Source organism: Methylobacterium sp. BTF04, from assembly GCF_010692745.1.
GTDB lineage: Bacteria > Pseudomonadota > Alphaproteobacteria > Rhizobiales > Beijerinckiaceae > Methylobacterium.
Genome location: NZ_JAAHTB010000040.1, coordinates 13,516 through 39,476, shown reverse-complemented (window position 1 = coordinate 39,476; position 25,961 = coordinate 13,516). Strand labels below are relative to the sequence as shown.

General features: G+C 69.2%; 26 protein-coding genes. 11 read left to right on the top strand and 15 right to left on the bottom strand.

Features of this window, described 5'->3' with window-relative positions; all coding sequences use genetic code 11:
- Nucleotides 1-198: 198 nt before the first annotated feature.
- The gene (locus G3T14_RS19145) at nucleotides 199-894 is read right to left on the bottom strand and encodes an HAD family hydrolase (protein WP_163644135.1); all 696 of its coding nucleotides are present in this window, start codon (nucleotides 892-894) and stop codon (nucleotides 199-201) included.
- Nucleotides 895-1,048: 154 nt separating this feature from the next.
- Here G3T14_RS19145 and G3T14_RS19140 point away from each other — a divergent pair, with 154 nt between their 5' ends.
- From G3T14_RS19140 to G3T14_RS19130, 3 genes are all read left to right on the top strand, one after another.
- Nucleotides 1,049-1,369 carry a PetM family of cytochrome b6f complex subunit 7 gene (locus tag G3T14_RS19140; RefSeq protein ID WP_163644134.1) on the top strand — a complete coding sequence of 107 codons (321 nt, stop codon included), beginning with the start codon at nucleotides 1,049-1,051 and terminating at the stop codon, nucleotides 1,367-1,369.
- Between the two features lie 206 nt (nucleotides 1,370-1,575).
- Nucleotides 1,576-1,872: a hypothetical protein gene (locus G3T14_RS19135; protein ID WP_163644133.1), complete on the top strand. Its 297-nt coding sequence runs from the start codon at nucleotides 1,576-1,578 to the stop codon at nucleotides 1,870-1,872.
- 16 nt (nucleotides 1,873-1,888) lie between these two features.
- Entirely contained in the window at nucleotides 1,889-2,830 is a 942-nt protein-coding gene (locus G3T14_RS19130) for an ABC transporter ATP-binding protein (RefSeq protein ID WP_163644132.1), read from the top strand.
- 9 nt (nucleotides 2,831-2,839) lie between these two features.
- Here the strand turns inward: G3T14_RS19130 and G3T14_RS19125 are convergent, their stop codons facing one another.
- The 3 genes from G3T14_RS19125 to argH all read right to left on the bottom strand — a co-directional run bounded on the left by G3T14_RS19125 (nucleotide 2,840) and on the right by argH (nucleotide 5,464).
- Nucleotides 2,840-3,526, bottom strand: coding sequence for an invasion associated locus b family protein (locus G3T14_RS19125; protein ID WP_163644131.1), 687 nt, complete (start codon nucleotides 3,524-3,526; stop codon nucleotides 2,840-2,842).
- A 115-nt stretch (nucleotides 3,527-3,641) separates the two neighbouring features.
- Nucleotides 3,642-3,986: a hypothetical protein gene (locus G3T14_RS19120; protein WP_246733428.1), complete on the bottom strand. Its 345-nt coding sequence runs from the start codon at nucleotides 3,984-3,986 to the stop codon at nucleotides 3,642-3,644.
- 86 nt (nucleotides 3,987-4,072) lie between these two features.
- Nucleotides 4,073-5,464, bottom strand: a complete 1,392-nt coding sequence (gene argH / locus G3T14_RS19115) for an argininosuccinate lyase (protein WP_163644130.1) — start codon at nucleotides 5,462-5,464, stop codon at nucleotides 4,073-4,075.
- Between the two features lie 54 nt (nucleotides 5,465-5,518).
- On the opposite strand from argH, the gene G3T14_RS19110 reads away from it, so the two are divergent.
- The 3 genes from G3T14_RS19110 (at nucleotide 5,519) to G3T14_RS19100 (ending at nucleotide 9,274) form a co-directional block, all read left to right on the top strand.
- Entirely contained in the window at nucleotides 5,519-6,160 is a 642-nt protein-coding gene (locus tag G3T14_RS19110) for a TlpA disulfide reductase family protein (RefSeq protein ID WP_163644139.1), read from the top strand.
- Between the two features lie 173 nt (nucleotides 6,161-6,333).
- Entirely contained in the window at nucleotides 6,334-7,509 is a 1,176-nt protein-coding gene (nhaA, locus tag G3T14_RS19105) for a Na+/H+ antiporter NhaA (protein WP_163644129.1), read from the top strand.
- A gap of 76 nt (nucleotides 7,510-7,585) precedes the next feature.
- On the top strand, nucleotides 7,586-9,274 hold the full coding sequence (locus G3T14_RS19100; protein ID WP_163644128.1) for a methyl-accepting chemotaxis protein: 1,689 nt from the start codon (nucleotides 7,586-7,588) through the stop codon (nucleotides 9,272-9,274).
- Between the two features lie 13 nt (nucleotides 9,275-9,287).
- Here the strand turns inward: G3T14_RS19100 and G3T14_RS19095 are convergent, their stop codons facing one another.
- The 4 genes from G3T14_RS19095 to G3T14_RS19080 are packed head-to-tail and all read right to left on the bottom strand — an operon-like array spanning nucleotide 9,288 to nucleotide 12,700.
- Nucleotides 9,288-10,133 carry an alpha/beta hydrolase gene (locus G3T14_RS19095; protein WP_163644127.1) on the bottom strand — a complete coding sequence of 282 codons (846 nt, stop codon included), beginning with the start codon at nucleotides 10,131-10,133 and terminating at the stop codon, nucleotides 9,288-9,290.
- The gene (locus G3T14_RS19090; protein ID WP_163644126.1) at nucleotides 10,130-10,909 is read right to left on the bottom strand and encodes an ABC transporter ATP-binding protein; all 780 of its coding nucleotides are present in this window, start codon (nucleotides 10,907-10,909) and stop codon (nucleotides 10,130-10,132) included. Before G3T14_RS19090 ends, G3T14_RS19095 begins: the two co-directional genes overlap by 4 nt.
- Nucleotides 10,902-11,741 carry an ABC transporter permease gene (locus tag G3T14_RS19085; protein WP_163644138.1) on the bottom strand — a complete coding sequence of 280 codons (840 nt, stop codon included), beginning with the start codon at nucleotides 11,739-11,741 and terminating at the stop codon, nucleotides 10,902-10,904. The genes G3T14_RS19090 and G3T14_RS19085 overlap by 8 nt, the downstream gene beginning before the upstream one ends.
- Nucleotides 11,742-11,752: 11 nt before the next feature.
- On the bottom strand, nucleotides 11,753-12,700 hold the full coding sequence (locus tag G3T14_RS19080; RefSeq protein WP_163644125.1) for an NrtA/SsuA/CpmA family ABC transporter substrate-binding protein: 948 nt from the start codon (nucleotides 12,698-12,700) through the stop codon (nucleotides 11,753-11,755).
- Nucleotides 12,701-12,825: 125 nt separating this feature from the next.
- On the opposite strand from G3T14_RS19080, the gene G3T14_RS19075 reads away from it, so the two are divergent.
- Nucleotides 12,826-13,734, top strand: coding sequence for a LysR family transcriptional regulator (locus G3T14_RS19075; RefSeq protein WP_163644124.1), 909 nt, complete (start codon nucleotides 12,826-12,828; stop codon nucleotides 13,732-13,734).
- Nucleotides 13,735-13,740: 6 nt separating this feature from the next.
- Here G3T14_RS19075 and murJ read toward each other — a convergent pair whose 3' ends face one another.
- Together murJ and G3T14_RS19065 are read right to left on the bottom strand one after the other, a co-directional pair.
- Nucleotides 13,741-15,270 carry a murein biosynthesis integral membrane protein MurJ gene (gene murJ, locus G3T14_RS19070; protein ID WP_163644123.1) on the bottom strand — a complete coding sequence of 510 codons (1,530 nt, stop codon included), beginning with the start codon at nucleotides 15,268-15,270 and terminating at the stop codon, nucleotides 13,741-13,743.
- A 403-nt stretch (nucleotides 15,271-15,673) separates the two neighbouring features.
- On the bottom strand, nucleotides 15,674-16,273 hold the full coding sequence (locus tag G3T14_RS19065; RefSeq protein WP_163644122.1) for a superoxide dismutase: 600 nt from the start codon (nucleotides 16,271-16,273) through the stop codon (nucleotides 15,674-15,676).
- Between the two features lie 255 nt (nucleotides 16,274-16,528).
- Between G3T14_RS19065 and G3T14_RS19060 the strand changes: the two genes are divergently transcribed.
- Nucleotides 16,529-17,476 carry a hypothetical protein gene (locus tag G3T14_RS19060; RefSeq protein WP_163644121.1) on the top strand — a complete coding sequence of 316 codons (948 nt, stop codon included), beginning with the start codon at nucleotides 16,529-16,531 and terminating at the stop codon, nucleotides 17,474-17,476.
- 94 nt (nucleotides 17,477-17,570) lie between these two features.
- On the opposite strand, the gene G3T14_RS19055 is transcribed toward G3T14_RS19060, so the two are convergent.
- Nucleotides 17,571-18,962 carry a M20/M25/M40 family metallo-hydrolase gene (locus tag G3T14_RS19055; RefSeq protein WP_163644120.1) on the bottom strand — a complete coding sequence of 464 codons (1,392 nt, stop codon included), beginning with the start codon at nucleotides 18,960-18,962 and terminating at the stop codon, nucleotides 17,571-17,573.
- A gap of 220 nt (nucleotides 18,963-19,182) precedes the next feature.
- Here G3T14_RS19055 and G3T14_RS19050 point away from each other — a divergent pair, with 220 nt between their 5' ends.
- The 3 genes from G3T14_RS19050 to G3T14_RS19040 are packed head-to-tail and all read left to right on the top strand — an operon-like array spanning nucleotide 19,183 to nucleotide 22,964.
- Nucleotides 19,183-19,689: a (2Fe-2S)-binding protein gene (locus G3T14_RS19050; RefSeq protein WP_163644119.1), complete on the top strand. Its 507-nt coding sequence runs from the start codon at nucleotides 19,183-19,185 to the stop codon at nucleotides 19,687-19,689.
- Nucleotides 19,686-20,699 (top strand): xanthine dehydrogenase family protein subunit M, encoded by a 1,014-nt coding sequence (locus G3T14_RS19045; RefSeq protein ID WP_163644118.1) that lies wholly within the window; start codon nucleotides 19,686-19,688, stop codon nucleotides 20,697-20,699. The genes G3T14_RS19050 and G3T14_RS19045 overlap by 4 nt, the downstream gene beginning before the upstream one ends.
- A gap of 12 nt (nucleotides 20,700-20,711) precedes the next feature.
- Nucleotides 20,712-22,964 (top strand): xanthine dehydrogenase family protein molybdopterin-binding subunit, encoded by a 2,253-nt coding sequence (locus tag G3T14_RS19040; protein ID WP_163644117.1) that lies wholly within the window; start codon nucleotides 20,712-20,714, stop codon nucleotides 22,962-22,964.
- 48 nt (nucleotides 22,965-23,012) lie between these two features.
- On the opposite strand, the gene G3T14_RS19035 is transcribed toward G3T14_RS19040, so the two are convergent.
- From G3T14_RS19035 to G3T14_RS19020, 4 genes are read right to left on the bottom strand one after another with little or no spacing between them, the layout of a single operon-like run.
- Nucleotides 23,013-23,834 carry an anti-sigma factor gene (locus G3T14_RS19035; RefSeq protein WP_163644116.1) on the bottom strand — a complete coding sequence of 274 codons (822 nt, stop codon included), beginning with the start codon at nucleotides 23,832-23,834 and terminating at the stop codon, nucleotides 23,013-23,015.
- Complete coding sequence (locus tag G3T14_RS19030) at nucleotides 23,831-24,553, bottom strand: sigma-70 family RNA polymerase sigma factor (RefSeq protein WP_246733427.1); 723 nt, start codon at nucleotides 24,551-24,553, stop codon at nucleotides 23,831-23,833. Before G3T14_RS19030 ends, G3T14_RS19035 begins: the two co-directional genes overlap by 4 nt.
- A 52-nt stretch (nucleotides 24,554-24,605) precedes the next feature.
- Complete coding sequence (locus tag G3T14_RS19025; RefSeq protein ID WP_163644115.1) at nucleotides 24,606-24,971, bottom strand: cupredoxin family copper-binding protein; 366 nt, start codon at nucleotides 24,969-24,971, stop codon at nucleotides 24,606-24,608.
- 36 nt (nucleotides 24,972-25,007) lie between these two features.
- Nucleotides 25,008-25,946 carry a metallophosphoesterase gene (locus tag G3T14_RS19020; RefSeq protein WP_163644114.1) on the bottom strand — a complete coding sequence of 313 codons (939 nt, stop codon included), beginning with the start codon at nucleotides 25,944-25,946 and terminating at the stop codon, nucleotides 25,008-25,010.
- Between the last annotated feature and the right edge of the window lie 15 nt (nucleotides 25,947-25,961).

Below are 25,961 nucleotides of genomic sequence, written 5' to 3'. Positions count from 1 at the left end.
GGCCTGCCAATCCTCACCCCAGTGTCAGCTTCGTTCTGACCACCTGAGCAATTACGCGAAATCCGCTGCCGGACGCCCTAAAGATGCTTATTCCACTTGCTTTCGTCAATGGATCGATCTTTCGAAGATCGCGCAAAGCTTGGCATGATGGGGCAGGAAACGGCCGCATCGGCAGCCGCTTCCTTCGCGGTCGGCCGCTCAGACTTCGGCGACGATGGCGCCGAGGCGACGATGATCACCATACACCTGAACGGCGCCGGCCGCCCTGAGGTCGCCCCCCGAGCGGTCGTGGGCCCAATGGCCGCCCCCGGTGAAACCGACGACGCGCATGCCGGCGGCCCGCGCCGCCACGACGCCGGGGACGCTGTCCTCGATCACCAGGCAGGCTTCTGGCGCAACCTCCATCACGCGAGCGGCATGGAGGAACAGATCGGGCGCCGGCTTGCCGCGCGCCACCAGGGCCGAGGAAAAGATCCGGCCCTCGAACAGCGGCAGCAGGCCGGTGAGACCGAGGGAATGGCGCAGGCGCACCGGATCGCTGCTGGAGGCGACGCAGGACGGAAGCGTCAAGGCGGCGGCGGCCTCGGCGATGCCCGCCATGGCCTTCAGGTCGGCATCGAACGCGCGCAGGGTGTCGGCCTTCACCGCATCGACGAAACCCTCGGGTGCGACGATTCCATAATCGGCCGCGATGTGGCCCATGATCGAGACCATGGAGGTACCGGCAAAGCGCGCCCGCACGGTCTCCACGTCGATCGCCACGCCGATCCGGTTCAGCCCGGCGGTGAGGCGGGCGAGGCTGATCGGTTCGCTGTCCACGAGCACGCCGTCGCAATCGAAGATGACGAGTTCGAGGGGCGGCCGATGGTCGGCCTCGGGAATCTCGGTGTGCATGATCGGGAAACGGGCTCCATCGCCACAACTGGCCGCCCCTGTGCCATGGCGGCCGCGCGCCGTGCAACGCGTGGCCGCCGGTCGCTTGCGCGGGGGACCCGCCGCCCTTAACCAACCCGGGTCGGCACAAGGCCGGCAGGTGTGATCGCGCGCGATGATCCGTTTCCTCAGCCGCTTCCTCGGGCTCGTCTTCCTGGCCGGAGGCTTCGTCGGCCTCGTCTATGACGGGGCGCGGTCCATCGCCAACAACGCCGTGCGGCTCACCAGCGTCAGCGATCTGCTCTTCACCCTGTTCAAGGACAAGGCCAGCGCACTCGAGGGCAATGTGGAGGCTGTGGCGCCGTGGCTTTGGCAGATCCTGGTGCTGCCGCTGACCCTGGCCCCCGTCGCCCTCATCGGCCTCGGCCTCGGTGCGATCCTGCTCTGGCTCGGCCAACCGGCCCGGGAGCCGATCGGCTTCCTGAGCCGCCCTTGACGGCGGGCGCCTGGCTGGCGGGTGTGCCGTAGCGCACGCCGCACGCGGAAATCGCCCCGAGCGTGCGGCCTAGCCGCCATATTGTTTCCAAGTCTTCGGCATAAGCGGAGGACGGCTCAACGTGGGCGCATCCTGCGAGCGGCATCGTCCGCACGCGGCAGCGCGACGCCCCGCATGCCTTGAGATCACCAGGGTCCCGATCCGCCATGTCCCGAATCCTCGCCGCCTCCGCCCTCCTGGCCCTTCTGTCCGCCGCGCCCGCCATGGCGCAGCCGTCGAGCCGGGCCGACACGCCGGACTCCGCGGCACCGCGCAACATCACCGCCACCGGCGTCACCAAGCCGCCGGGGGCGGCTGGCAAGACCGGCAGAACGAACGCCCCCTATACCCGCGCCTCCACCGAGGGGGACATGCTCAAGGCCCAGCGCACCGCGGCCGCCCGCGACAAGGCCTGGGATTCGAAAATGCGCACCACCATGGGATCGATCTGCAAGGGCTGCTGAGCCGGGTCGGCCCCGCATGATCCGGCTCGAGGGGGTCTCGAAGCACTTCCCCGGGGCGCCCCGCGCCGCGGTGGACGGCGTCGACCTCCTGGTGCCGGAGGGCACGGTCTGCGCGCTGATCGGTCCCTCGGGCTGCGGCAAGTCCACCACCCTGCGCATGGTCAACCGGCTGGTGGAGCCGGATTCCGGCCGCATCCTGGTGAATGGGACCGACGTCATGTCGGCCGACCCGATCGCCCTGCGCCGGGGCATCGGCTACGTTCTCCAGGGCATCGGCCTGTTCCCCCACCGCACGGTGGCGCAGAACGTCGCCACGGTGCCGGCCCTGCTGGGATGGCCACGCGCCCGCATCGCTGCGCGCGTCGACGCAATGCTCGACCTCGTCGGGCTCGATCCGGGACAATACGGACCACGGCGCCCGGACGAGCTGTCCGGCGGCCAGCGCCAGCGCGTCGGGGTTGCCCGGGCGCTCGCGGCCGATCCGCCGGTCCTGCTGATGGATGAGCCATTCGGGGCCGTCGACCCGGTGGCACGCGACCGGCTCCAGGCCGAGATCGGCGCGATCCTGCGCACCCTGCGCAAGACCGTGATGATCGTCACCCACGATATCGACGAAGCGATGCGGCTCGGCGATCAGGTGGCGCTGATGCGCGAGGGCCGCGTGGTTCAGGCGGATACGCCGGAGCGGTTGCTTGCCAAGCCCGCGGATGCGTTCGTTGCGGGCTTCGTCGGCCAGGACCGTGCCCTGCGCCGGCTTGCGCTCATCGACGCCGGGACACTCGCGATACCGGGGAACGTCGGGAACGCACCGTGCGTGGCCTCCGATACGTCGCTGCGCGATGCCCTCGCCGTGCTGCTCGCCAGCGGCGGCGACCGCCTCGGGGTGACGGGGACCGGCGCCCCCGCCCTGCTCACCCTCGCGGCGATCCGGGCCGAGGCTGCACGCGCAGTGCCCTGACGACGCGCGCTACTTGCACTCCTCGCGGGTGCGCTTCATCGCATCGCCGAACCCGGCGAGCGCATAATCGTCGGTATTGGTGTTGCCGCGCAGCGAAGTGACCTTCACCTGGAGCTTTGCGGTCCGCGCCATTTCGGTGACCAGGCGGGTTTCCTCGGCGGGGTTCTGGAGCCAGGCGTTCCCGTCCTTGATGACCAGCCCGTAGCGCGCGTTGCTGATGGTGAGCGCGGGGTCGTTGGTGACGGCCGCGGCCGTCATCTTGCCCTGGCTGCTCGCGGGCTTGGCCGGGAAGCCCAGCATCACCGCGACCTCGTTGGCAACGTTCTCGGCCTTGCGCACCGTAACGAACAGGTAGGCGGTATCGCGCTTCAGGGTCTTGACCGAGCGGGCCTGCGGCTGGGCGATGGCATAGCAGACGCGGGTCTTGCCCTGACCGTTGGCGAAGACGTTCCAGTCGCCGAAAATCGCCACCGGCGTCGCCTGCTGCATGCCGGGCGCCGTGGTCATGGCCTTCTTTTCACGGCCGCGGCTGCGCCGTTTCTTCGGCTCTGCTTCGGGTGCCACCTCGGGCGCCGCTTCCTGGGCCACGGCCTGGCCGGTTCCGAAGGCCCCGGACAGCCCGAGCGGCGGGACCGGTCCGGCGAGGAGGACGGTCGAGGCCCCGGCGAGGAGGCAGCGACGGAAGACAGGAAGCATGTGGGAACCCTGAGGACGTGTCGGGTCAGTGAGACCCTGCCAATCGTCCGGAATTGCGGCGTACCGGGGGGCGTAGGAACGCGCCGGGCGTCGAAGGAGAAAGAGCGGGTCTGCCTCAGGAGGCGTGGCTCTCGCTGCCGAAGGCGGGCAGGACCGGAATTGCCGCCATCGCCACCTCGACCCGGGGTGCCGCCACCTGATGCATCGGGATCGGCGATCGCTCGACCGCGGGGGCCGTGATCACCGCAGGCTTGATCACAGCGGATTGTGCGGTCTGAAGCCCCGGCAGCGCCCGCGGTTTCGGGTCGTTGTAGGGCGTGTTGTAGCACTTCCGCACCGAGGCCCAGAACGCATCGCGCTCCGAGTTCGGCAAACGGCTCAGGGTCGCATCGATGAGGGACGTGGCCTGCGCCGCGAGGGCGGCGGTGTCCTCGGGCGTCATCCAACTCTCGACAGGCATGCTCACGATCTCCGACAGGGCGAGCGATTTGTTAGTCAGGATCACATAGCTGGGCCGTGAACGCACCTGTCCCGGCCCGGCTTTTTTCAGGCGGCCTCTGTGGACAACTGGGTGAGCCAGCGCGTCGCCTGCGCCCGCACGTTGTCGGGCGCGGTGCCACCGTAGCTGGTGCGGCTCGACACCGAGTTCTCGACACCGAGCACGGCGTAGACCGCCTGCGTGATGCGCGGCTCCGCCGCCTGCATCTCGGCCAGCGAGAGCTCTTCCAGGCCGACATTGCGCGCCGAGGCGGCGCCGACGAGGCGACCGGTGACGTGGTGGGCCTCCCGGAACGGCAGGCCGAGTTCGCGCACCAGCCAATCGGCCAGATCCGTGGCGGTGGCGTAGCCGGAGCCGGCGGCGCGGGCGAGGACCTCGGCGTTGGGCACGAGATCGCGCACCATCCCGGTCATGGCCGCCAGACACAGGGACAGGGCCTGGAGGGCGTCGAAGGTGCCTTCCTTGTCCTCCTGCATGTCCTTCGAATAGGCCAGCGGCAGCCCCTTCATCACGATCAGGAGACCGGTGAGCGCACCGATCACCCGGCCGGATTTCGCCCGGACGAGTTCGGCGGCATCGGGGTTGCGCTTCTGCGGCATGATCGACGAGCCGGTGGTGTAGCCGTCGGACAGGCGCACGAAGTTGAACTGCGCCGAGGTCCAGACCACCAGTTCCTCGGCAAAGCGCGAGAGGTGGACGGCGCAGATCGAGGCCGCCGCGAGCGATTCCAGCGCGAAGTCGCGGTCGGCCACGGAATCGAGCGAGTTGGCGGTGGGCCGGTCGAAATCGAGCGCCGCCGCCGTGGCGTGCCGGTCGATGGGAAACGAGGTGCCGGCCAGCGCCGCCGCACCGAGCGGGCACTCGTTCAGCCGCGTCCGCGCGTCGCGGAACCGGCCGCGATCGCGGGCCAGCATCTCGACATAGGCCATGAGATGGTGGCCGAAGGTCACCGGCTGGGCCGATTGCAGGTGGGTGAAGCCCGGCATCACCGTGCCGGCATGCTCCAATGCCTTCTCGGCCATGGCCCGCTGCAGGCCGGCGGCCTGGGCGTCGAGGTTGTCGAGGGTGTCGCGCACCCACAGCTTCATGTCGGTGGCGACCTGGTCGTTGCGCGAGCGCGCCGTGTGCAGGCGCCCGGCCGTGGGCCCGACGATCTCGGTGAGCCGGCTCTCCACCGACATGTGAATGTCTTCGAGCTCGCGCTTGAACACGAAGCCGCCGCCTTCGATTTCGGCGGCGACGGCCTTGAGACCGTCCTGGATCGCCGCCACATCGGGATCGGGCAGGATGCCGGCGCTCCCCAGCATCGCCACATGCGCCAGCGAGCCGCGGATGTCCTGGGGCGCCAAGCGCTTGTCGAACCCGATGGAGGCGTTGATCTCCTCCATGATCTCGGCGGGGCCGCTCGCGAAGCGCCCGCCCCACATCCGGTTGCTCATGTCCTCAACGATCCTTCAAGCTGCCCCGTCCACCGCATCGGTGACGCAACGATGATGCCCGGAGCCAGGATGGCGCTGGCCGGCGGCGCCGTCCTCGTCGCCGTGCTCGGGGCGGGACTTGCCGTATACGGGACGGGTCCGACCGGCGGCAACACCGCGCGCGGTCCGCTGCCCTGTGCCGAAGCCGCCGCCGGCGTGGCGCGGGTGGCGCCTCGGGCCCGCGGCGAGGTCGCCGCCCTGCAGGTGGTGGAGACGCCCCGTCCCGCCCCGGTTCTGACCTTCAAGGGGCCGGACGGCGCCGACACGACCCTGGCCGACCTCAGGGGCCGCGTGCTGCTGGTGAATTTGTGGGCGACCTGGTGCACGCCGTGCAAGGCCGAGATGCCGGCCCTCGACCGCCTTCAGGCGGAGATGGGCGGCCCGGACTTCACGGTGGTGGCGATCAACGTCGACACCCGCAATCTCGACAAGCCGCCGCACTGGCTCAAGGAGAACGGGATCGGGCGCCTCGCCTATTATTCCGATCCCGGCGGCCGGGTGCTGCCGGCGATCCAGAAGGACACCGGCTCGCTCGGCCTGCCGACGACGATGCTCGTCGATTCCAGGGGCTGCACCCTCGGCGTGATGAAGGGACCGGCCGATTGGGGCAGCGCCGACGGCAAGAACCTGATCGCCGCGGCACTGGGGCGAGGCTGACGAATCAGGGATGGCCGCCGGCTCGTCCCACCCACCGCGGCCGGTCCGCATCCCCGACCGGTCGGGCATTGAGAGGCCCAGGCGCTCGGCATTACCGCCTGCGAGGCACCGATCCGACCTCCCGAACGCAACGCGTGCTTGAAACGCGCGGGCAATCCGGGCACCCCGGTCCGATGAGAAAACCCCGGCCTCTCTCCGCCATCCGCGTGCTTCTGACGAGCGAGGCGGCGGGGGGCATCATCCTGATGGCGGCGGCGGCCGTCGCCCTCGTCGTCGCCAACTCCCCGCTATCGGGACAGTACACGGCGGCGCTCCACGCCTATCTCGGGCCCTTGAGCGTCCTGCACTGGATCAACGACGGCCTGATGGCGGTGTTCTTCCTGCTCGTCGGGTTGGAGATCAAGCGCGAAGCCCTCGACGGGCGGCTGCGCACGTGGCCGGACCGGGCATTGCCGGGGCTGGCGGCCATCGGCGGCATGGTGGTGCCGGCCCTGGTCTACCTCGCCTTCAATACCGGAGGCGCCACCGCGCGCGGCTGGGCGATTCCGGCGGCCACCGACATCGCCTTCGCGCTCGGCGTCCTGGCGCTGCTCGGGCGGCGCGTGCCGATCTCGCTCAAGATCTTCCTGAGTGCCGTCGCCATCGTCGACGATCTCGGCGCCGTCATCATCATCGCGCTGTTCTACACCAGCGGGCTCGACCCGCTGATGCTGGCCGGAGCCGCCGGCCTGCTCCTCGTCCTGTTCGGGCTCAACCGGGCTGGGGTGAAGGCCCTGACGCCCTACCTCCTCCTCGGCCTGGTGCTGTGGGTGCTGGTGCTGCGCTCCGGCATCCACGCCACCGTGGCCGGCGTCGCGCTCGCCCTGACGATCCCGATCCGCCCGAGTCCGGGCCGGCCGGAGGACGCGGAATCCCCGCTCCATCGGCTTGAGCACGCCCTGGCACCCTGGGTCGCCTTCGCCATCGTGCCGGTGTTCGGTTTCGCCAATGCCGGCGTGGCGCTCCTCGGCCTGCCGCGCGACGCCCTGGTCCACCCGGTGACGCTCGGGGTGGCCCTCGGCCTGTTCCTCGGCAAGCAGGTCGGCGTCGTCGCCAGCGTCGGCCTTGCGGTGGCCTCGGGCCTCGCGACGCGACCGGCCGGGGCGAGCTGGGCCCAGGTCTACGGGGTGGCGCTGCTGTGCGGGATCGGCTTCACCATGAGCCTATTCATCGGCGGCCTCGCCTTCACGTCACCGGACTATGAGACCCCGACCAAGCTCGGCGTGCTGTGCGGGTCGCTGCTCTCGGGAGTGGCCGGCGCCGTCGTGCTGGGCTTCGCCGCGAAGCGCGTCGAGGCGCGACGCCACTAACATTTGTCAGAGCACAGCCAAAAATTAACGGTACGCGGCGAGGGTTTCAGGACATCCCCCGCCGGCGAACGAATCCATGTCCCTGACGAACCTTTCGATCCGCGCAAAGCTCTGCATCAGCTTCGGATTGATCTTCCTTCTCGTGGTCGTCCTCGGGGCGACATCGCTGTTTCAACTGCACGCCGTCAACGCCGTCGCGCGGGACATGCGCGAAGACCGGCTGCCCAATGTTCAGACACTCGGCAAGATCCAGGTCCTCGTCCTGCGCCAGCGCGTGAACGGGGGACGCCTCATCACCGCGGATTCGCCCGCACTCCGGGCCGACGTGGGGGCCACCCTCGCCAAGCGGTCGAAGGAGATGCGCGACCTCCAGGCTTTCTATGCGCAGCGCCTCGACTCGCCCGAGGAACGCACGCTCTATGCGGCGTTCGAGACGCAGTGGGGCGCCTACACGGCGCTGCAGGACGGGATCATGGCGCAGGCCCAGGCCGGCAACGCGGCCGAGGCCCAGCGCATCTACAACACCACCATGTCGAGCGGGATCAGCGCGGTCCTGGGCGCGTTGCAGACGCTCGTCGACCGCGAGGAGCGCGCCAGCCATACGAGCGGGGAGCAGGCCGAGGCGACCTATAACGCCGCCTTCGTCTCCACCACGATCCTCGTCGGCATCGCGACGGTGCTGGCCGCCGGTGCGGCACTCGCCCTGATCGTCGGCGTGAGCCGCCCGCTGCGCCGGATGACGGCGACGATGCACACGCTCTCGCAGGGCGACACCGACCTCGTCGTGCCGGGCATCGGACGCGGCGACGAGATCGGCGCAATGGCCGCGTCGGTCCAGGTCTTCCGGGACAACATCGTCCGGACCCGCGCGCTGGAAGCCGAGACGGCGCTTGCCCGCGCCGGTGCCGAGGCGCAGCGCCGGGCGACGATGCAGGACATGGCCGACCGGTTCGAGACTGCGGTCGGGGGCATCGTTTCCCAGGTTGGTACCGCCGCGATGCACCTCAAGGCGACGGCGACGAGCATGAGCGCCACGGCCGGCGAGACCGCCGCCCAATCGACCACCGTGGCGGCCGCAGCCGAGGAAGCAGCCACGAACGTGACCATGGTGGCGGCCGCGGCCGAGGAGCTCGGGTCGTCGGTGGTGGAGATCGGGCGGCAGATGCAGGGCTCGTCGACCCTGTCGCAGGCCGCCGTCGCCGAGGCGGCCCAGACCGCGACCTTCGTCCGCGACCTCACCGAGGCCGCCGGCCGAATCGGCGACGTGGTGTCGCTGATCGCCACCATCGCCGGGCAAACCAATCTGCTGGCGCTCAACGCCACCATCGAGGCGGCACGGGCCGGAGAGGCCGGCCGGGGCTTCGCCGTGGTCGCCGCGGAAGTGAAGGAACTCGCCAACCAGACCGCGCGCGCCACCGAGGAGATCACCGGGCAGATCGGCCGCATCCAGGCCTCGACCCAGCACGCGGTCACGGCGGTGAACGGCATCTCCACCCGCATCCGCGAGATCGACGCCGTCGCCACCTCCATCGCGGCCGCCGTGGAGCAGCAGGGCGCAGCGACCCAGGAGATCGTCCGCAACGTCGCTCAGGCCGCCATCGGCACAGGCGAGGTCACCGCCAACGTCGCCGGCGTCGCGAGTGCCGCCGAGGAGACCGGGGCTGCCGCCGCCCACGTGCTGGCCTCGGCCTCCGAACTGTCACGGCACTCAGAGACCCTCGGCGCACAGGTCACGCACTTCCTAGCCACCGTCCGGGCGGCCTGAGGCCGGCGCTCGGTCAGCCGCGGGCGAGGTCCGCGGCGGCCCGGGCCAATGCCCCGTCGGGCGCGATGAGCGCGTCGAGAATCGAGAAATGGTCGTGGTCCGCGAGCGCCATCGGCAGGCTCGGCCGGCCGGCCGACAGGCGCACCGCGTGATAGTCGCGCGATTGGCGCTGAAGCTCGGGAAGTTCGCGGGCGCCGTAGGCGACCACGAGCGGAACGATACTCTCGGCCACATGGCGGATCGGCGAGAGCGAGGCGACCTCGTCCTCGCTCAGGTGGAGCGTGTCGTCGAGGGCAGTGGCCCGGACGGGGGCGAGATCGAAGATCCCGCTGATGGCAAGGCCCGCATCGACCTCCGGCCAGCCGCTCGCCAAAGCGGCGAGATGGCCGCCGGCCGACCAGCCCGAGACCACCAGGGTCCGGCGGCCGAGGCCCGCCGCCGCATCATGGGCCCGCAAGGTGCCGAGTGCGGCGCGAATTTCCCGGGCGATCTGCGTCAGGCGCGCCTCGGGCGCGAGGGTGTAGCCGATGAGCGCCACGTCGAGGCCGAGCGCCAGCGGGCCTTCCGCCATGCAGGCGAAATCCTCCTTGGCATTGCGCAGCCAGTAGCCGCCATGGATGAAGGCGAGGAGCGGCGCCCCCTTCACCCCGCAGGCGAACCGATCGATGCGGTTGCGCGGCCGCGGCCCATAGGCGAGATCGAGGGTCTCGGGTCTAGCCGCACGCAACGCTGCGCTGCGCGCACGCCAGCCGGCGAGGCGTTCGGCACTGTCGGCCACCGCACCGGTATTGTCGTAGGCCCGCGTCAGGGCGGCGCGGTCGAGACCGCGCCACGCGGCGGCGTCGCACAGGAGCGTCATGCGGCGACGCGGCCGTGATGGCTGTGAAGCTGGGCCGAGAGCATCCGGCGCACGTCGTTGAAGGCCGGGCTCGACACGTCGCGGCGGCGGGCCAGATCGATGGTGTGGACCGCGTCGATGCGGCCGGGGCTCGGCGACATCACCACCACCCGGTCGGCCAGGAAGATCGCCTCCTCGATGGCATGGGTGACGAACAGGACGGTCAGCCCGGTGCGGCTCCACAGGTCGAGCAGTTCGTCCTGCAGCCGCTCGCGGGTCATGGCGTCGAGCGCGCCGAAGGGCTCGTCCATCAGCACAACCTCGGCCTCGTTGGCGAGAACCCGGGCGATGGCGACCCGCTGCTTCATGCCGCCCGACAATTGGTGCGGGTGCGCGTCCGCGAAGGCGCCGAGGCCGACGAGGTCGATGTAGCGCGCCACCGTATCGCGGATCTCGGGCGCCGGGCGGCCCCGCGATTTCGGGCCGAAGCCGATGTTGTCGCGCACCGTGAGCCAGGGAAACAGGCCGTAATCCTGAAACACCATGCCGCGCGACGGATCGGGGCCGACGATGGGGTTGCCCCACATCAGGGCCTCGCCCGACGTCGCCGCCTCGAAGCCGGCGACGATGCGCAGCAAGGTGGACTTGCCGCAGCCCGAGGCGCCGAGCAGGCAGATGAACTCGCCGCGCCGGACGGCGAGATCGGCGCCCTTCAGCGCCGTGATCGTCCTGCCCTGGACCGTGAAGGTCTTGGCGACGTTGCGGATGTCGAGGATCGGCAGAGACGGTTCAGCCATGGGACGGGCTCCAGGCGAGGAGGCGGCGGCCGATCAGCATGACGACCCGGTCCGACAGGAAGCCGGCGATGCCGATCACGACCATGCCGCAGATGACGATCTCGGTGCGCGAGAGCTGGCGCGCCTCCATGATGATGGCGCCCAAGCCCGTCTGCACCCCGGTCATCTCTCCGACCACGATCACCACCCAGGCAAAGCCGAGGCCGAGGCGCAGGCCGGTGAAGATCGACGGCAGGGCCGCCGGCAGCACCACACGGGCGAACTGGGCCGAGCCGCGGCAGCCGAGCATCGCGGCGGCCTCGAACAGCCGCGGCTCCACCGACCGCACCCCGAAGATGGTGTTGACGAGGATCGGATAGAACGCCCCGAGGAAGACGAGGAAATAGGCCGAGCGCGGCCCCAGGCCGAACAGGATCATGGCGAGGGGCAGCCAGGCGGTGACGGGCACCGGCCGCAGGATCTGGAAGGTCGGATCGAGGAGCTGGCGCATCAGCGGCACCCGGCCGATGAGGAGGCCGAGCGGCACAGCGAGGATCACCGCCAGCGCGAACCCGCCGAAGACCCGGGAGAGCGAGGCGCCGAGATGGACGAGCAGGGTTCCGCTGAAGGCGTCGTCGTTGATGCCGCCCACCGCCAGATCGACCAGGGCGGTCCAGACCTCGGCCGGGGGCGGAATCAGGCTGTAGGGCTTGCCGGCGGTGAGGAGGTGCCACACCACGGCAAGCGCCACCGGAATCGCCACGGCCAGGGCCGCCTCGCGCAGGCGGGTGAGCCGCCACGGCGCCCGGGGCGGTGCCTCGGTGGCGACGGTCGCCGCGGTCGCACCGGCCAGAGGGGCCGCGCTCACGCGTCCCTCATCGCATCGACGAAGCGGGTGTCGATGAAGCTGGAGAAGTCGGGCAGGCGCTTGATCTGCTTCAACGCCAGCATCCGGTCGGCATAGACCTTGGCCTGGGCGATCTCGGTCTCGCCGAACTTCCATTTCAACTCGACGTTGGGCACGGACAGTTCGAGGGCCTCGCGCTTCTGGCCGAGCTTGGCCACCGCCATGGCGATCATGGCGTCGCGGTGGCTCTGCGCGAACTCGGTGCCCTTGCGGTGGATCTCCAGCATGGTGCGCACGAGGTCGGGCTTCTCGGCCAGGGTATCGCGATGCGCCCCGAACACCATGTTGAGCGCGCCCATCTCGGTGCCGTAGGGATATTCCACGAGACTGCCGACGCCGGTGGACAGGCTGACGCCGGGGGCCGGCTCGGCGCCGACATAGGCGTCGATGTCGCCGCGTGCGAGCGCGATGTGCATCTCGGAGAACGAGATCCGCACCGGGGTGATGTCCTTCACGCCGAACCCCTCCTGGCGCATGCGCTCGAGGGCGAAGACCTCCTGGGTCGAGCCGGGCCACAACGCCACGCGCTTGCCCTTGAGGTCCTTGACGGTGGCGATGCCGGAGCCGGTCTTGGCGATGATCGCCATGCCGCGGTTGCAGGTGGAGGCGATGACCACGATGGGCTCGCCCGCCGCCGCCCCGAGGGTGCCCGACGCGATGCCGAAGGTGCCGAAATCCACCGACTTCGTCACCACGGCGTTCTTGCACTCGGTGGGGCTCTCGAACGGCACCACCTCGACCGTGTACCCGGCCGGGGTGAACTGCTCGTAGAAATACGGTGCGATCGAGTGGATGAGCTTCAAGGAGCCCATCCGGATCACCGTGGGCTCCTGCGCCCGCGCCGCGAACGGAGCGGCGAGGAGACCGGCGCCGAGGCCGGCCAGGACGTGACGACGACGAATCATGGGCCGGCTCCGCGGGATCTGATGAGGCTTCAGGCTAGGTGCTGTCGGTGTTGCGTGCGAGTGCTGTTTCTTGACTGGCCCGTTGCAAATCAGGCAACAGCCATTCAGCGAAGCCAGAGGCCGCGATGAAGCACCTGCGCATCCTCACCTATGTCGCCGAGGTGGCCCGCCACGGCGCGATCCGCCGGGCGGCGGAGCGGCTGAACATCACGCCCTCCGCCCTCACCCGACAGATCCAGGATCTCGAATACGAACTCGGCACGCCGATCTTCGAGCGGGTGGCGCAGGGCATGCGCCTCAACGCGGCGGGCGAGCTCCTGGTGCGCCATATCCGCGACCAGCTCTCGGATCTGGAGCGGGTGCGCTCGCAGATCGCCGACCTGTCCGGGGTGCGGCGCGGCCATGTGGCACTTGCCTGTAGCCAGGCCTTCGTCAATCACGTGGTGCCCGACGAGGTCGAGGCCTACCGGGCCCAGTTCCCGCAGGTGACTTTCACGGTACAGGTCCGCGACCACATCCAGGCGGTGGCGGCGCTGACGCAGTTCGAGGCGGACCTTGCCCTGGTGCTGCAACCACCGCCCTCGGCCGACCTGCAGGTGCTGTTCTCCTGCAACCAGACCCTGTGCGCGCTGATGCGGGCCGAGCATCCGCTGGCGCGCGAGACCGGCCCGGTGCGCCTGCGCGACTGCCTCGTGCACCCGATGGCGCTGCCGGACCGATCCCTCGCCATCCGGCATCACCTCGACGATGCGCTCGCCCGGAAAGGCACTCCTCTGCGCCCGACCATCGAGTCGAGTTCGCTCGAATTCCTGCGCAACCTCGTCCTGCGGGAGGATGCGGTCAGCCTGCAGGTGCCGAGCGGCATTCCCGACGATCCGCGCCTGCGCCACCGCCCCATCGATGCGCGCGACCTCGCTCCGATGACGCTGATCCTCGGGCAGTTGCGCGGACGCACCCTTCCGGTGGCGACGGCGAAATTCGCCGATCGCTTCGCCAGCAGCCTGCACCAGCGCTACGGCGCGGACCCGGCCTGACGCCCCTCAGGCGCGGCGGAGCCGCAGGCCGAACGCCCGCAGCGTCCCGAGCAGCAGGGCGGCGTAGACCAGCGTTCCGATCAGGCCGAGACCGGCCAGCACTGCGATCTCGCGGCCATGCGGCAGGGCCGGAACCAGGCCCTCGACGACGGACAGACCATAGAGCGCCGTCGCGGTCAGGCCGAGGCAGGCGACGACGACGCCCAGGACCGTGATGCCGAGGGTCCGGCCCGGCGCCATCCAGCCCCGCCGCCAGGCGAGCGCCACCAGGATCGCGAGGTTGACCCATTGGCCGATGGCGGTGGCGAGCGCGAGCCCGGTGACGCCGTAGGGACCGGTGAGCACGATCTTGAGGCCGACATTGATCGCGATGGCCGAGAGCGAGGCGATGAGCGGGGTCATCGTGTCCTGCCGGGCGTAGAAGCTCGCGAGCGCGCTGCGCAGGAGCACCACGGCGGGGAGCGCCAGGCCGTAGGCGGCGAGCACCGAGGCCGCGCGGGCGGCATCCTCCGCCCCGAAGGCGCCGCGCTGGAACAACGCCACCATGATCAGGCCGGGCAGCGTCAGGAAGGCGATGGTGAACGGCGCCGACAGGGCGAGCGAAAATCCCGCCGCCCGGTTCTGCGCCGCATGGGCACCGGCCACGTCCCCGCCGGCGATGCGCCGGCTCATCTCGGGCAGCAGCACCGTGCCGGCCGCGATGGCGATGACGCCGAAGGGCAGCTGGTACAGGCGGTCGGCGTAGTACAGCGCCGAGACCGCGCCGATGGGCAGGAAGCTCGCGATGATGGTGTCGGCGAACGCCGCGATCTGGAAACCGGCCGAGCCGATCACCGCCGGTCCCAGCACCTTGAAGAACCGCACCATGGTGGGGTCGCGCAGGGTCGGGCCGGTGAGGGACGGCGCCATTCCGGCGCGCCGGCACGCCCACCACACCAGGGCGAATTGCAGCACGCCCGAGACCGAGACGCCCCAGGCGGCGGCGTAGGCCGCGTTCGGGAACAGGGAGGCCAGCGCCAGGGCCGCCAGCATCGACAGGTTGAGGAGGATCGGCGCGCCGGCCGCCACGGCGAAGCGCCGATGCGCGTTGAGGATGCCGGAGAACAGCGTCACCAGCGTCATGAACAGCAGGTACGGGAAGGTGATCCGGGTGAGCGAGACGGCGAGCGCGAAGCGCTCCGGATCGTCGGAGAAGCCCGGCGCCAGCGCCTTCACCACCCAGGGCATCGCCGGCATCGCAAGCGCCAGGAAGACGATCTGCACCAGCAGCATCAGGGTGAAGATGCGGTCGGAGAAACGCCGCGCCGCGCCCGCCTCGGCGGCCTCGGACAGGCTCGCATAGGTCGGCACGAAGGCGGTGTTGAACGCGCCCTCGCCGAAGATGGCGCGGAAATGGTTGGGCAGGCGGAAGGCGACGACGAAGGCATCGGCCACCGGCCCCGCCCCGAGGATCGCGGCCATCACCACATCGCGGGCAAAGCCGGTGACGCGCGAGACCAGCGTCCAGCCGCCGACGGAGAGAATGCTGCGGATCATAAGAACTCGACATGCGCGACGAAAACCCTCCCCCTCTGCGGAGGAGAGCACCTGCGGAGCAGGCGGGAGGGCTAGGAAACCAGCCTGACCGGCCGTGTCATACGCTTTCCGCCCGATCCGAGGAGTGGTCCCGATTCCCGCACCGCATCTTTACGCGCAGCGGACGCTGAGGAGGCGCGCTCCAGGCCTCGCAGAGCGCACTGGAGATCTCCTTCGAGGCCGCTGACGCGGCACCTCAGGATGAGGTCTTGGGTGGGCCTTTTCGATCTGACCGGATGGCGACCGTATCGGACAGGCTTTGGTCGGAAGGCGTTGAGAAGCGGTTCCCGCCGTCCCCTCGGGTGGCGGACATGACGACGCCGCGGGTCGGGCGACCCGCGGCGCGAATTTCGGAGGGCCGACCTTACTTGGTCGCCTCGGCGTACATCGTCTCGACGTGCTCCCAGTTCACCAGGTTCTCGATGAACGCCTTGAGGTAGTCGGGACGCCGGTTGCGATAATCGATGTAGTAGGAGTGCTCCCACACATCGACGCCGAGGATCGGCTTGGCGCCGTGCACCAGCGGGTTCTCGCCGTTGGGGGTCTTCAGGATCGCGAGCTTGCCGTCCTTGACCGCGAGCCAGGCCCAGCCAGAGCCGAACTGGCCGATGCCGGCCTGGATGAAGTCGGCCTTGAATTTCTCGAAGCCGCCGAGATCCTCATCGATCTTCTTAGCGAGCGCGCCCGGCACGGCGCCGCCGCCATTGGGCTTCATCCACTGCCAGAAATGGATGTGGTTGTAGTGCTGGCCGGCATTGTTGAAGAGCGGCTGGTTGTTGCCGTAGGCCGCGATCAGGACCTCTTCGACGCTCTTGCCTTCGAGGCCGGTGCCTTCGAGCAGCTTGTTGCCCGTGTCGACATAGGCCTTGTGGTGCTTGTCGTGGTGGAACTCGAGGGTTTCCTTCGACATGTAGGGGCCGAGCGCATCGTAGGCGTAGGGCAGTTCGGGCAGGGTGAAGGTCATCGGCAACTCTCCGGATCGTGAGGCTTGGGACGAAGGCGCGGGCGAACCGCTGAAGGCGAAACGGGTCCACCGCCTCCGGGACCAACGCGCCGATACCTAAGTCGATGCCTGCGCGGCGGCAACGGCCCTGTTTGCGCTGAGGGCGACGCCAGCGCGCAAATCGACCCGGACTTCGCCACCCCTGATTTTGCAAAAGCCCGGCAGAGCTTTACTGTGCGCGCCGCACTCAGGGTGCGGGCGTTTTTCGAGAGTTCCATGATCATTGCGCTGTTCGCGCTCGCCGTTGTCATGATCGTCGGCGGCATCGCGTCGGTCATCCAGGGGTTTCCGTTCGTACGCCTGGAGAGCGGTCTGGCGATGACCATCGCGGGGGCCACCACCGCCTCGGCCGGCGCGGTCCTTCTCGGGATCGCCACCGTGGCGATCCGCCTGAAACGCCTGGAGGCGGCATGGGTCGGCGGGCGCGAGGCGGCTCTGGGTGAGCCGGCTCCCTATCGGGAGATCACCGCACCCACGCTTGGGGAGCCTGCCGTGAGGCAAGAGCCGCCCGCGAAGCAAGAGCCGACCGCAGCGGAGCCGATTGCCGACGACGTCACGATAGGGACGCTTCCCGTCCGGCAGCGACCGAGTCTCGGCGCAGCAGGGCTTGGCGCAGCAGGTCTCGGCTTGAGCGGTGCGGCCTTGGGCAGTCTCGCCGGATTGTCCGCCACGCGGGCCGGCGCCGAACCGTCTGCCGCGGAGCCGCATAGGGCCGCCGAAGCCGAGCCGCTTCTGCCGGATCTGCTGCCGCCGGTGGAGGAGGTCGCGCCGCCGCATGTCCCGCCGTCGTATGAGGCACCCACCCTCGTGCACGACACCCCCTCCGTGATCGCGCCGCATGAGGACGATCTGTTCATCCCGGCCGCTCCGGAGCCGGCCGCGATGACGGCAGAGCCGCCGATTCTGCTGCGTCCCTCCTTCGTCGCGACGCCCGAACCGGTGATCGAGGCGCCGGCCGCGGACGAGACCCACGCCGAAGCGCCGGCGGAGGAGGCCCTTCAGGTGGTCGGAACCTACGCCTCCGGCGGCAACACCTACGTGATGTTCTCGAACGGCTCGATCGAGGCGGATACGCCGCGCGGGCGCTATACCTTCGCGTCGCTGGACGAGCTCAAGGTCTTCGTCGAATCGGGCGGCGAATCCGACGCGCGCGGCGCGGCCTGACACCGCCTCCGCAATCCGGCCGGAAGGGATCGTGCGGAACGATCCCCTCACGCGGGTGACCGGATCGGCGTCGCGATCCGGCCCGCAGACAGCTTCAGCCTGCCCGTTCGCCAAAGGCCGCCAGGATGCGCGCCCAGGAGCGGGTGCCCTTGTGGAAGCTCTTGAGGTCGTATTTCTCGTTGGGCGAATGGATGCGGTCGTCGTCGAGGCCGAAACCGATCAGCAGCGTGTTGCGGTCGAGCAGCCGCTTGAAGTCGCCGACGATGGGGATCGAGCCGCCGGCCCCGATGGTGACGGCGGGCACGCCCCACTCCTCGGCCAGGGCGGCCCGGGCGGTCTCCAACTCGGGCATGTCGAACGGCAGGCTGATGGCGCGGCTACCCTTGTAGCAGATCACCTCCACCGAGCAGTCGGCGGGGATGCGTTCGCGCACGAAGGCCTCGAAGGTCTTGGCGAGCTGCTCCGGGTCCTGATCGTCCACGAGGCGGAACGAGACCTTCGCACTCGCCTGACCGGCGATGACGGTCTTGGTGCCCTCCCCGGTATAGCCGCCGATGATGCCGTTGACGTCGCAGGCCGGGCGCGACTGGATCAGCTCGATCAGCATCCGCCCGCGCTCGCCCGCCGGCTCGGACAGGCCGATGGGACCAAGGAACGTCTCGGCGGTGAAGTCGAGGCCCCGCCACTGGTCGAGGATGTCCTGCGGGGTCTCGCGCACGCCCTCGTAGAAGCCCGGCAGCGCCACCTTGCCGTCCGCGTCGTGCAGGTCGGCGATGATCTTCGACAGGACGTGGATCGGGTTGCGGGCCGCGCCCCCAAAGAAGCCGGAATGCAGGTCGCGGTCGGCGCAGGTGACCTTCACCTCGAAATAGGCGAGCCCGCGCAGCGACGTCGTGATGGCCGGCGTGGTGGAATTCCACATGCTGGTGTCGCACACGAGCACGATGTCGGCCGCCAGCTTGTCGCGGTTGGCCGCGACCCATTCGGGCAGGCCCTGCGAGCCGTTCTCCTCGGCACCCTCGATCAGGATGGTGACGCCGCAGGGCAGCTCGCCGGTCATCGCCTTCCAGGCGCGGCAGGCCTCGATGAAGGTCATCACCTGACCCTTGTCGTCCGAGGCGCCGCGCGCGACGATCTGCTTTTCGCCCTTGCCGTTCAGGGCCAGGCGCGGCTCGAAGGGCGGCGTCTCCCAGAGGTTCTCCGGATCCACCGGCTGCACGTCGTAATGCCCGTAGAACAGGACGTGCGGCGCCCCCGGCTTCGGCGCATGGGCCAGCACCACCGGATAGAGCGAGGTCTCGTGGATCGCGGTCTCGAAGCCGAGTGCCGTCAGGGTACCCTCGAGCCAGTGCGCCGCCTCGCGGCAAGGGCCGGCAAAGGCCGGATCAGTGGAAATCGACGGGATGCGCAGGAACGCGAACAGGCGCTCCAGCGCATTGTCGAGATCGCGGTCGATGTCGTTGAGAACCGGTGCGAGCGCAGCCATCGGACGTCCTTCGTCAGAAATCGCCCCATCGGTTAGCCGAGGGCGCCGAGGGGTGCAAACCCGTTCACGGCAGCCGGCGTCCAGGGAACAGTGGCAATCTGGAATGGTTATCGACTGAACCGGCCGAGGGTGGATGCTTTTTCCCGCCCCGGCCGCCTCGACGGAATTTTTCGAAACCCGGCGGTCTCCGGCGTCCGCCCTCACTGTCACGGATAACGCCATGCTCATCGAAAGCGGCTCGCCCGGCGCGGCGCAGACTCTCGATATCACCCTGACGATCAACGGACAGGTCCGCACCCTTCAGGTGGCGCCCTGGACCACGCTGCTCGATCTGCTGCGCGAGGATCTCGACCTCACCGGCACCAAGAAGGGCTGCGACCACGGCCAGTGCGGCGCCTGCACGGTCCTGGTCGACGGAACTCGCATCAATTCCTGCCTGGCGCTCGCCGTGATGAAGGACGGCGCCAGTGTCACCACCGTCGAGGGGCTCGCCGAAGGCGCCGGCCTGCACCCGCTGCAGGCGGCCTTCGTGGAGCACGATGCGTTCCAGTGCGGATACTGCACCCCCGGACAGCTCTGCTCGGCGGTGGGCATGCTGGCGGAGGGCCACGCCCAGTCCCGCGAGGAAATCCGCGAGGCGATGAGCGGCAACATCTGTCGCTGCGGCGCCTACACCAACATCGTCGATGCGATTCAAGACGTGATGCACGCGGGAGCCGCGAAATGAACCGCTTCGATTACATCCGGGCCGAGACCGTCGACGAGGCGATCCGCGCCATCGGCTCGGGGACGAACGCGCGCTTCATCGCCGGCGGCACCAACCTCGTCGACCTGATGAAATACAATGTCGAGCGGCCCGGCCTGCTCGTCGACATCACCCGCCTGCCCCTCGACCGGATCGAGGACCGCGACGGGACCCTCAGCATCGGCGCCCTCGTCACCAACGCCACGGTGGCCTATGATCCACAGGTGAGCGCGCGCTATCCGCTTCTCGCCAGTGCGATCCTGGCCGGCGCCTCGGGCCAGCTGCGCAACGCGGCCACCACCGGCGGCAATCTCAACCAGCGCACCCGGTGTTATTACTTCTACGACGAAGCGACACCCTGCAACAAACGCCAGCCCGGCTCGGGCTGCCCGGCCATCGGCGGCGTCAATCGCATCCATGCCATCCTCGGGGCGAGCGATTCGTGCATCGCCACGCACCCCTCCGACATGTGCGTCGGTCTCGCCGCCCTCGACGCCACGGTCCGCGTGACCGGTCCCAACGGCGAGCGCACGATTCCCTTCGGCGAGTTCCACCGGCTGCCCGGCGACAACCCCGAGCGCGACACCAACCTGAGGGCCGGCGAGATCGTCCTGTCGGTGGATCTGCCCGACGAGGATTTCGGACCGCATCATACCTACCTGAAGCTGCGCGACCGGCTATCCTATGCCTTCGCCCTGGTTTCAGTGGCAGCGGTGATGACGCTCGATGGCGATACCATCGAGACTGCCCGTTTCGCCCTCGGTGGGGTCGCCCACAAGCCATGGCGCAACCCGGAGGCGGAAGCCTACCTCGCCGGCAAACCGGCGACGCAAGAGACCTTCGCGGCCGCCGCCGACATCGTCGTGCGGGAGGCCAAGCCCCAATCCGAGAACGCGTTCAAGATCGAGCTCGCGCGGCGCGCGATCGTGCGCGGCCTGTCCCAGGCCGCCGCCGGTACGCCCCAGTCGCAGTCCGACAAACGCATCGCCTGAGAGAACCAGCACATGGCCAGCACCATCAGCACCTCCGGCACCGACACCTATGTCGGCACGGCCCGCAGCCGCGTCGACGGACCGGCCAAGGTCACGGGTCAGGCGAAATATGCCGGCGAATTTTCGGCCCCGGACCTCGCCCACGGCTACGTGGTGTCGAGCGGCATCGCCCGCGGCCGCATCACCGCCATCGACACCGCGGCGGCCGAGGCGGTGCCCGGCGTGATCAAGGTCCTCACCCACGAGAACCGTCCGCGCACGGCGTGGCTCGACTACAATTATCAGGACATGGTGGCCCCTCCCGGCTCACCGTTCCGGCCGCTCTACGACGACAAGATTCATTATAGCGGCCAGCCGGTCGCCCTGGTGGTGGCCGAGGATTTCGGCACCGCCCGCTACGCCGCCTCGCTGGTGAAGGTCGCCTACGAAGCCGAGATGCCCACGACCGACGTCGCCGCCCAGCGTGATCTCGCCTATGTGCCGCCGAAGAAGCGCGGTGGCATCAAGCCGCCGCCGGAGCCATGGGGCGATGCCGCGGGCGCCTACGATGCGGCTCCCGTCAAGATGTCGCGCGACTATCGTCTGGCGGTGGAGCACCACAACCCGATGGAGCCGCACGCCTCGACGGTGGTCTGGGACGGCGGCGGCAAGATCACCGTCTACGACAAGATCCAGGGCGTGGTGAACTCGCACAGCTACATCGCGGCGGTCTTCGGGATGAAGAAGGAGGATGTCCGCGTCCTCAACCCGTATCTCGGCGGCGGCTTCGGATCGGGTCTACGCCCGCAATACCAGCTGTTCTTGGCCGTCCTCGCCGCGCGCGATCTGGAGCGCTCGGTGCGGGTGGTGCTGACCCGCGACCAGATGTTCACCTTCGGCTATCGCCCTGACGTGTTGCAGACGGTGTCGTTCGGGGCGGACGCGACCGGGGGCCTTCAGTCGATCCGGCACGACGCCATTTCGGGCACCTCGAACTTCGAGGATTACCAGGAGGTCGTCGTCAACTGGTCGGGCATCCTCTACGATTGCGCCAACGTGGCGCTGACCTATAAGCTGGCCCAGCTCGACACCTACACGCCCTCCGACATGCGGGCACCCGGTGCCGTGACCGGCGTGATGGCCCTCGAAATCGCCATGGACGAGCTCGCCTACGAGACCGGCCAGGACCCGATCGCGCTTCGCCTCAAGAACTACAGCGAAAGCGACCGCACCGAGGGCAAGCCGTTCAGCTCGAAATCCCTGCGCGCCTGCTACGCCGAGGGCGCGGAGCGCTTCGGCTGGTCGACGCGCAATCCCGAGCCACGCTCGATGCGCGACGGCCGCGAGCTTGTCGGCTGGGGCATGGCCACCGGCATCTGGGAATCGATGATGATGCAGTCGAGCGCCAAGGCGACGCTCACCCAGGACGGCAAGCTCGAAATCGGGAATTCGACCGGCGATATCGGCACCGGCACCTATACCATCCTGACGCAGATCGCCGCCGATGCCCTCGGGCTCCGGATGGAGGATGTGACCACGAAGCTCGGCGACACCAACCTCGCCGAGGCGCCGCTCGCCGGCGGCTCGTGGACCGCGGCCTCCTCCGGCACGGCGGTGATGCGGGCCTGCCGCGACCTCGCCTCCCAGGTCTTCGCCCTGGCGCGCGGCCTCGACGATTCGCCGCTCGCCAATGTCGATCTCGACCGGGCGATCTTCAAGGATGGCCACATCCTGGTGGCGGGCGACGAAACCCGCGCCATCGCCCTCGCCGACGTCCTGAAGGCCACCGGCACGGAGAAGCTGGAGGCCACGGGCTCGGCCGGTCCGGATGCCGGCCACATGAAGGCGTTTGCGCCCTACACCCATTCGGCGGTGTTCGTGGAGGTGAAGATCGACGAGGATCTCGGGGTGGTGCGCGTCACCCGCGTGGTCTCGGCCATCGCGGCGGGCAAGATCCTCAACCCCAAGACCGCACGCAGCCAGATTCTCGGCGGCGTGGTCATGGGAATCGGCTCGGCTCTGGAGGAGGAGTCGATGCTCGATCACACTATCGGTCGGTTCATGAACCACAATTTCGGCGAGTATCACGTGCCGGTGAATGCCGACATCCACGACATCGACGTGATCTTCGTCGAGGAAGAGGACAAGGCCAACCCGATGGGTGTGAAGGGCCTGGGCGAGATCGGCATCGTCGGCACCGCGGCCGCGGTGGCCAATGCGGTGTTCCACGCCACCGGAAAACGTATCCGGGACCTGCCGATCACCATCGACAAGATTCTCGGCTGAGCATTCTGGGCTAAGTCGATGCCGCCCGGTGCCGAGCCGGGCGGCGTTTCAATGCGGGGCGCGCTCCGCGAAATCGTCCTGAAATTCCTTCAGTTCGACCGGGTTGAGGTCCGAGACCGCCCAGAAGGTCAGACCGGCCTGTTGCCAGCCGAGGATGGTGTAGCCTTCCCGGGTCAGCATACCCGCCCGCGACGGGCTGGCCGGCCACAGGAACAGGTTGATGATGTGCTTGTGCCGTTTGTAGATCAGCACGGCCACGACCCTGTTCTCGATATAGTCGAGGCGCCCCCCGATCAGCGCGAAGCCGCGATCGGCGAGATCGATCACCGGCGGCGCGAAGTCGATCTTGCCGATGAACCACGGCTTGACCGTGTGCTGGTCGGAGGTTTGGACGTCGGTGAGATGGCTGGCGAGAAGCGAACGGACGTGCCCGGCGACCAGTTCGCCCGATAGATCCGCGCCAGTATCCGGGCGGGTGACCAGGATCGCGAGGGCGAGGCTCGCGGCGAGGGCCAGGCCGGCCGGTGCGAGGCCCCATCGCCCCGCTACGTCCCGCAGCCGGTTCCAACCAAGGGCGCCGAACCCTCCGGCGGCGGACCGTGTCGGAGCGTCCCGACCCATTCGCGCCTCCTCCCGAGCGAGGGCGGAGACGATGCGGGTGCGGAGCGCCACGGGCGCGGTCCAGGTAATGCCGTCTCGCGCCAGAACGGCCCGCACATTGCGCAGGCGGGTAAGGTCTTCCGCACAGGCTTGGCATTGAGCCACATGGGCCTCGCAGGCCAGGCTGTTGGCCGCATCGAGTTCGCCGTCCACGAGGGCGTTCAACAGGTCGGACCAGGCGCCGCAGGGCGGGTCGGGCGGGCACGTCATGGCTGCCCGTCCGTATGCTGGCGCCGCCAGGCGGCTCCGAACATCTGCCGGGCCCGGGCAAGGCGCGACATCACGGTGCCGATCGGCGCGTCCGTGATCTCGGCGATCTGCCGATAGGACAGATCATCGAACTCGCGCATCACCAGCACCTCGCGGAACGCCACGGGCAGTGCCTCGATCAGGCGGCGGATCAGGCCCGCCTCGCTTGCGCGCAGGAGCGCGGTTTCCGGATTGTCCTGATCGGGATCCCAGATTTCCGCGGCCTCGTCCGCCTCGTCCGTTGCCTGATTGTCCGTCAGCGACCGCGACGTCGCCCGGGCCCGGTTGCGCTCGCAAGCCCAGCTGCGCACGCAGTTGCGGACGATGGCGAGGAGCCAGGCGCGCGCATCGCCGCCGCGGAACCCGCCGAAGGCCCGAAACGCCCGCAGGAAAGCGTCCTGAACGATGTCGTCCGCCGCATCCGCGTCCCGTGTCAGGAACCGGGCCAGGGTGTAAGCGGCGTCGAGATGCGGCAGGATGGTCTCGTGGAACGACGCACCGTCCGGGCCGGGCTCCCGGGTGGATGCTGCTAGCCGAATTCGTCCGACGGTCGCCGGATGGGCGGCATCAGCCCTGCCGAGGGCCGCCATCAGGAGCGCGTCGGACCAAGCGGCGAGGCGGGCGAGCGCCGCTGCGATCCACCCAACCGGTCCGATCTCGTCGAGCAGGCTCGCCGTCATGACGCCCCTCCTACGCCTGACCGTGGCACGGCGGTCATGGCCGGAGGCCGGTTCAACCCGCCGGCCCCGTCACCACCACCGTACCGGTCATGTGCGGATGCAGCGAACAGAAATACGGGTATTTGCCCGGCTGCGTGAAGACGAACGTGTAGCGATCTTCAGTATCGAGCGCTTTCGAACGGAAGAGCCGGTCCTTCGCCACCACCGTATGGGGGATGTCGTCGCCGTTGATCCAAGTGACGGCGGTTCCCGGCGCGACGGTGATCGTGTCCGGCCCGAAGGTGAAGTTGTCGATGTGAACCACGACCGGATCGGCGGACCGGGCTTCCGGACCGCCGGCAAGAATGAAGAGGAGCGCGAGCAATGGCGCGGCGCGGCGGCCGGCCCGATGGCGCTGGGGCGGGAGGGAGGCGGGCATGGGACGCGTCCTGATCGGGGGAGAGCGGGGCCGGGCTCAGCCGGCCAGCGGCGTGTCGACGATCGCGAGCGGTTCGGCTCCGCGCACGAAGGTCACGCTGGCGACGCCGAGCACCTTGCGCAGTTCGCCGGCCGGCAGCTTCACCGGTCCGGGCGACGGCGCAGTTCCGGGTGCGGGCTGCGGAAACGCGGTCGAGCGCGCGGTGTGGAAGGTGATGGTGCCCTCCACCTTCTGGATGATCTGGTGGATATGCCCGTTGAGCACGGTCACCGAGCCGAACCGCTTCAGGCTGGCCAGTGCCCGTGCGCCGTCCTGCGTGCCCCAGCCCCATTCGGGATAGACGGTCCAGAGCGGGATATGGGCAAAGACGACGACGGGCGTACTCGACGCCAGACCCGCCAGGTCCCGGTCCAGCCAGTCGAGTTGCGCGGGCCCGAGGTTGCCGAGGCCGCCGGCCTTCAGGTCGACGACGTTGACGAGGCCGACGAAGTGGATGCCGTGCCGATCGAAGCTGTACCAGCCCGCCCCGCGTGATCCCTGGCCGTAGCGGGCGCGATAGGCACCGCCCTGGTCGTCATCGAGCAGATCGTGTTCGCCGGGCACGAAGAACAGCGGCACACCGGTCTCGCGCAAGATCTGGTCGGCATCGTCGAACTCCCGCTCCTTCGAGAGATGGCTGATGTCGCCGGTGTGGATGATGAAGTCGGGCTTGTCCGGCAGCAGCCGGATCTTGGCGACGGCTTCGCGCAGGGTGCCGAGCGCGTCGGGATTGGCGGCCTTGTCGAAGCCGACATGGCTGTCGCTGATCTGGAGAAAGCGGAACGGTGCGGACGGCGCTTCAGTTGCCACGGCCGTTTCGAGGCCGACGGCGCGCGGGACCCCGCCGCCGAGCGACCAGAGCAGGCCGGTACCGGCCCAGGTCATGCACGCGAGCGCCCCGCGCCGGTTCAACGTGCCATCGTCGTGGTCGGGCATCGGACTGGCTCCGCG

Bases quoted from the DNA above. Each gene is read 5' to 3' on its own strand.
- G3T14_RS19145 (WP_163644135.1), bottom strand. From the start codon at position 894: ATGCACACCGAGATTCCCGAGGCCGACCATCGGCCGCCCCTCGAACTC.
- G3T14_RS19140 (WP_163644134.1), top strand. From the start codon at position 1,049: ATGATCCGTTTCCTCAGCCGCTTCCTCGGGCTCGTCTTCCTGGCCGGA.
- G3T14_RS19135 (WP_163644133.1), top strand. From the start codon at position 1,576: ATGTCCCGAATCCTCGCCGCCTCCGCCCTCCTGGCCCTTCTGTCCGCC.
- G3T14_RS19130 (WP_163644132.1), top strand. From the start codon at position 1,889: ATGATCCGGCTCGAGGGGGTCTCGAAGCACTTCCCCGGGGCGCCCCGC.
- G3T14_RS19125 (WP_163644131.1), bottom strand. From the start codon at position 3,526: ATGCTTCCTGTCTTCCGTCGCTGCCTCCTCGCCGGGGCCTCGACCGTC.
- G3T14_RS19120 (WP_246733428.1), bottom strand. From the start codon at position 3,986: ATGCCTGTCGAGAGTTGGATGACGCCCGAGGACACCGCCGCCCTCGCG.
- argH (WP_163644130.1), bottom strand. From the start codon at position 5,464: ATGAGCAACCGGATGTGGGGCGGGCGCTTCGCGAGCGGCCCCGCCGAG.
- G3T14_RS19110 (WP_163644139.1), top strand. From the start codon at position 5,519: ATGCCCGGAGCCAGGATGGCGCTGGCCGGCGGCGCCGTCCTCGTCGCC.
- nhaA (WP_163644129.1), top strand. From the start codon at position 6,334: ATGAGAAAACCCCGGCCTCTCTCCGCCATCCGCGTGCTTCTGACGAGC.
- G3T14_RS19100 (WP_163644128.1), top strand. From the start codon at position 7,586: ATGTCCCTGACGAACCTTTCGATCCGCGCAAAGCTCTGCATCAGCTTC.
- G3T14_RS19095 (WP_163644127.1), bottom strand. From the start codon at position 10,133: ATGACGCTCCTGTGCGACGCCGCCGCGTGGCGCGGTCTCGACCGCGCC.
- G3T14_RS19090 (WP_163644126.1), bottom strand. From the start codon at position 10,909: ATGGCTGAACCGTCTCTGCCGATCCTCGACATCCGCAACGTCGCCAAG.
- G3T14_RS19080 (WP_163644125.1), bottom strand. From the start codon at position 12,700: ATGATTCGTCGTCGTCACGTCCTGGCCGGCCTCGGCGCCGGTCTCCTC.
- G3T14_RS19075 (WP_163644124.1), top strand. From the start codon at position 12,826: ATGAAGCACCTGCGCATCCTCACCTATGTCGCCGAGGTGGCCCGCCAC.
- murJ (WP_163644123.1), bottom strand. From the start codon at position 15,270: ATGATCCGCAGCATTCTCTCCGTCGGCGGCTGGACGCTGGTCTCGCGC.
- G3T14_RS19065 (WP_163644122.1), bottom strand. From the start codon at position 16,273: ATGACCTTCACCCTGCCCGAACTGCCCTACGCCTACGATGCGCTCGGC.
- G3T14_RS19060 (WP_163644121.1), top strand. From the start codon at position 16,529: ATGATCATTGCGCTGTTCGCGCTCGCCGTTGTCATGATCGTCGGCGGC.
- G3T14_RS19055 (WP_163644120.1), bottom strand. From the start codon at position 18,962: ATGGCTGCGCTCGCACCGGTTCTCAACGACATCGACCGCGATCTCGAC.
- G3T14_RS19050 (WP_163644119.1), top strand. From the start codon at position 19,183: ATGCTCATCGAAAGCGGCTCGCCCGGCGCGGCGCAGACTCTCGATATC.
- G3T14_RS19045 (WP_163644118.1), top strand. From the start codon at position 19,686: ATGAACCGCTTCGATTACATCCGGGCCGAGACCGTCGACGAGGCGATC.
- G3T14_RS19040 (WP_163644117.1), top strand. From the start codon at position 20,712: ATGGCCAGCACCATCAGCACCTCCGGCACCGACACCTATGTCGGCACG.
- G3T14_RS19035 (WP_163644116.1), bottom strand. From the start codon at position 23,834: ATGACGTGCCCGCCCGACCCGCCCTGCGGCGCCTGGTCCGACCTGTTG.
- G3T14_RS19030 (WP_246733427.1), bottom strand. From the start codon at position 24,553: ATGACGGCGAGCCTGCTCGACGAGATCGGACCGGTTGGGTGGATCGCA.
- G3T14_RS19025 (WP_163644115.1), bottom strand. From the start codon at position 24,971: ATGCCCGCCTCCCTCCCGCCCCAGCGCCATCGGGCCGGCCGCCGCGCC.
- G3T14_RS19020 (WP_163644114.1), bottom strand. From the start codon at position 25,946: ATGCCCGACCACGACGATGGCACGTTGAACCGGCGCGGGGCGCTCGCG.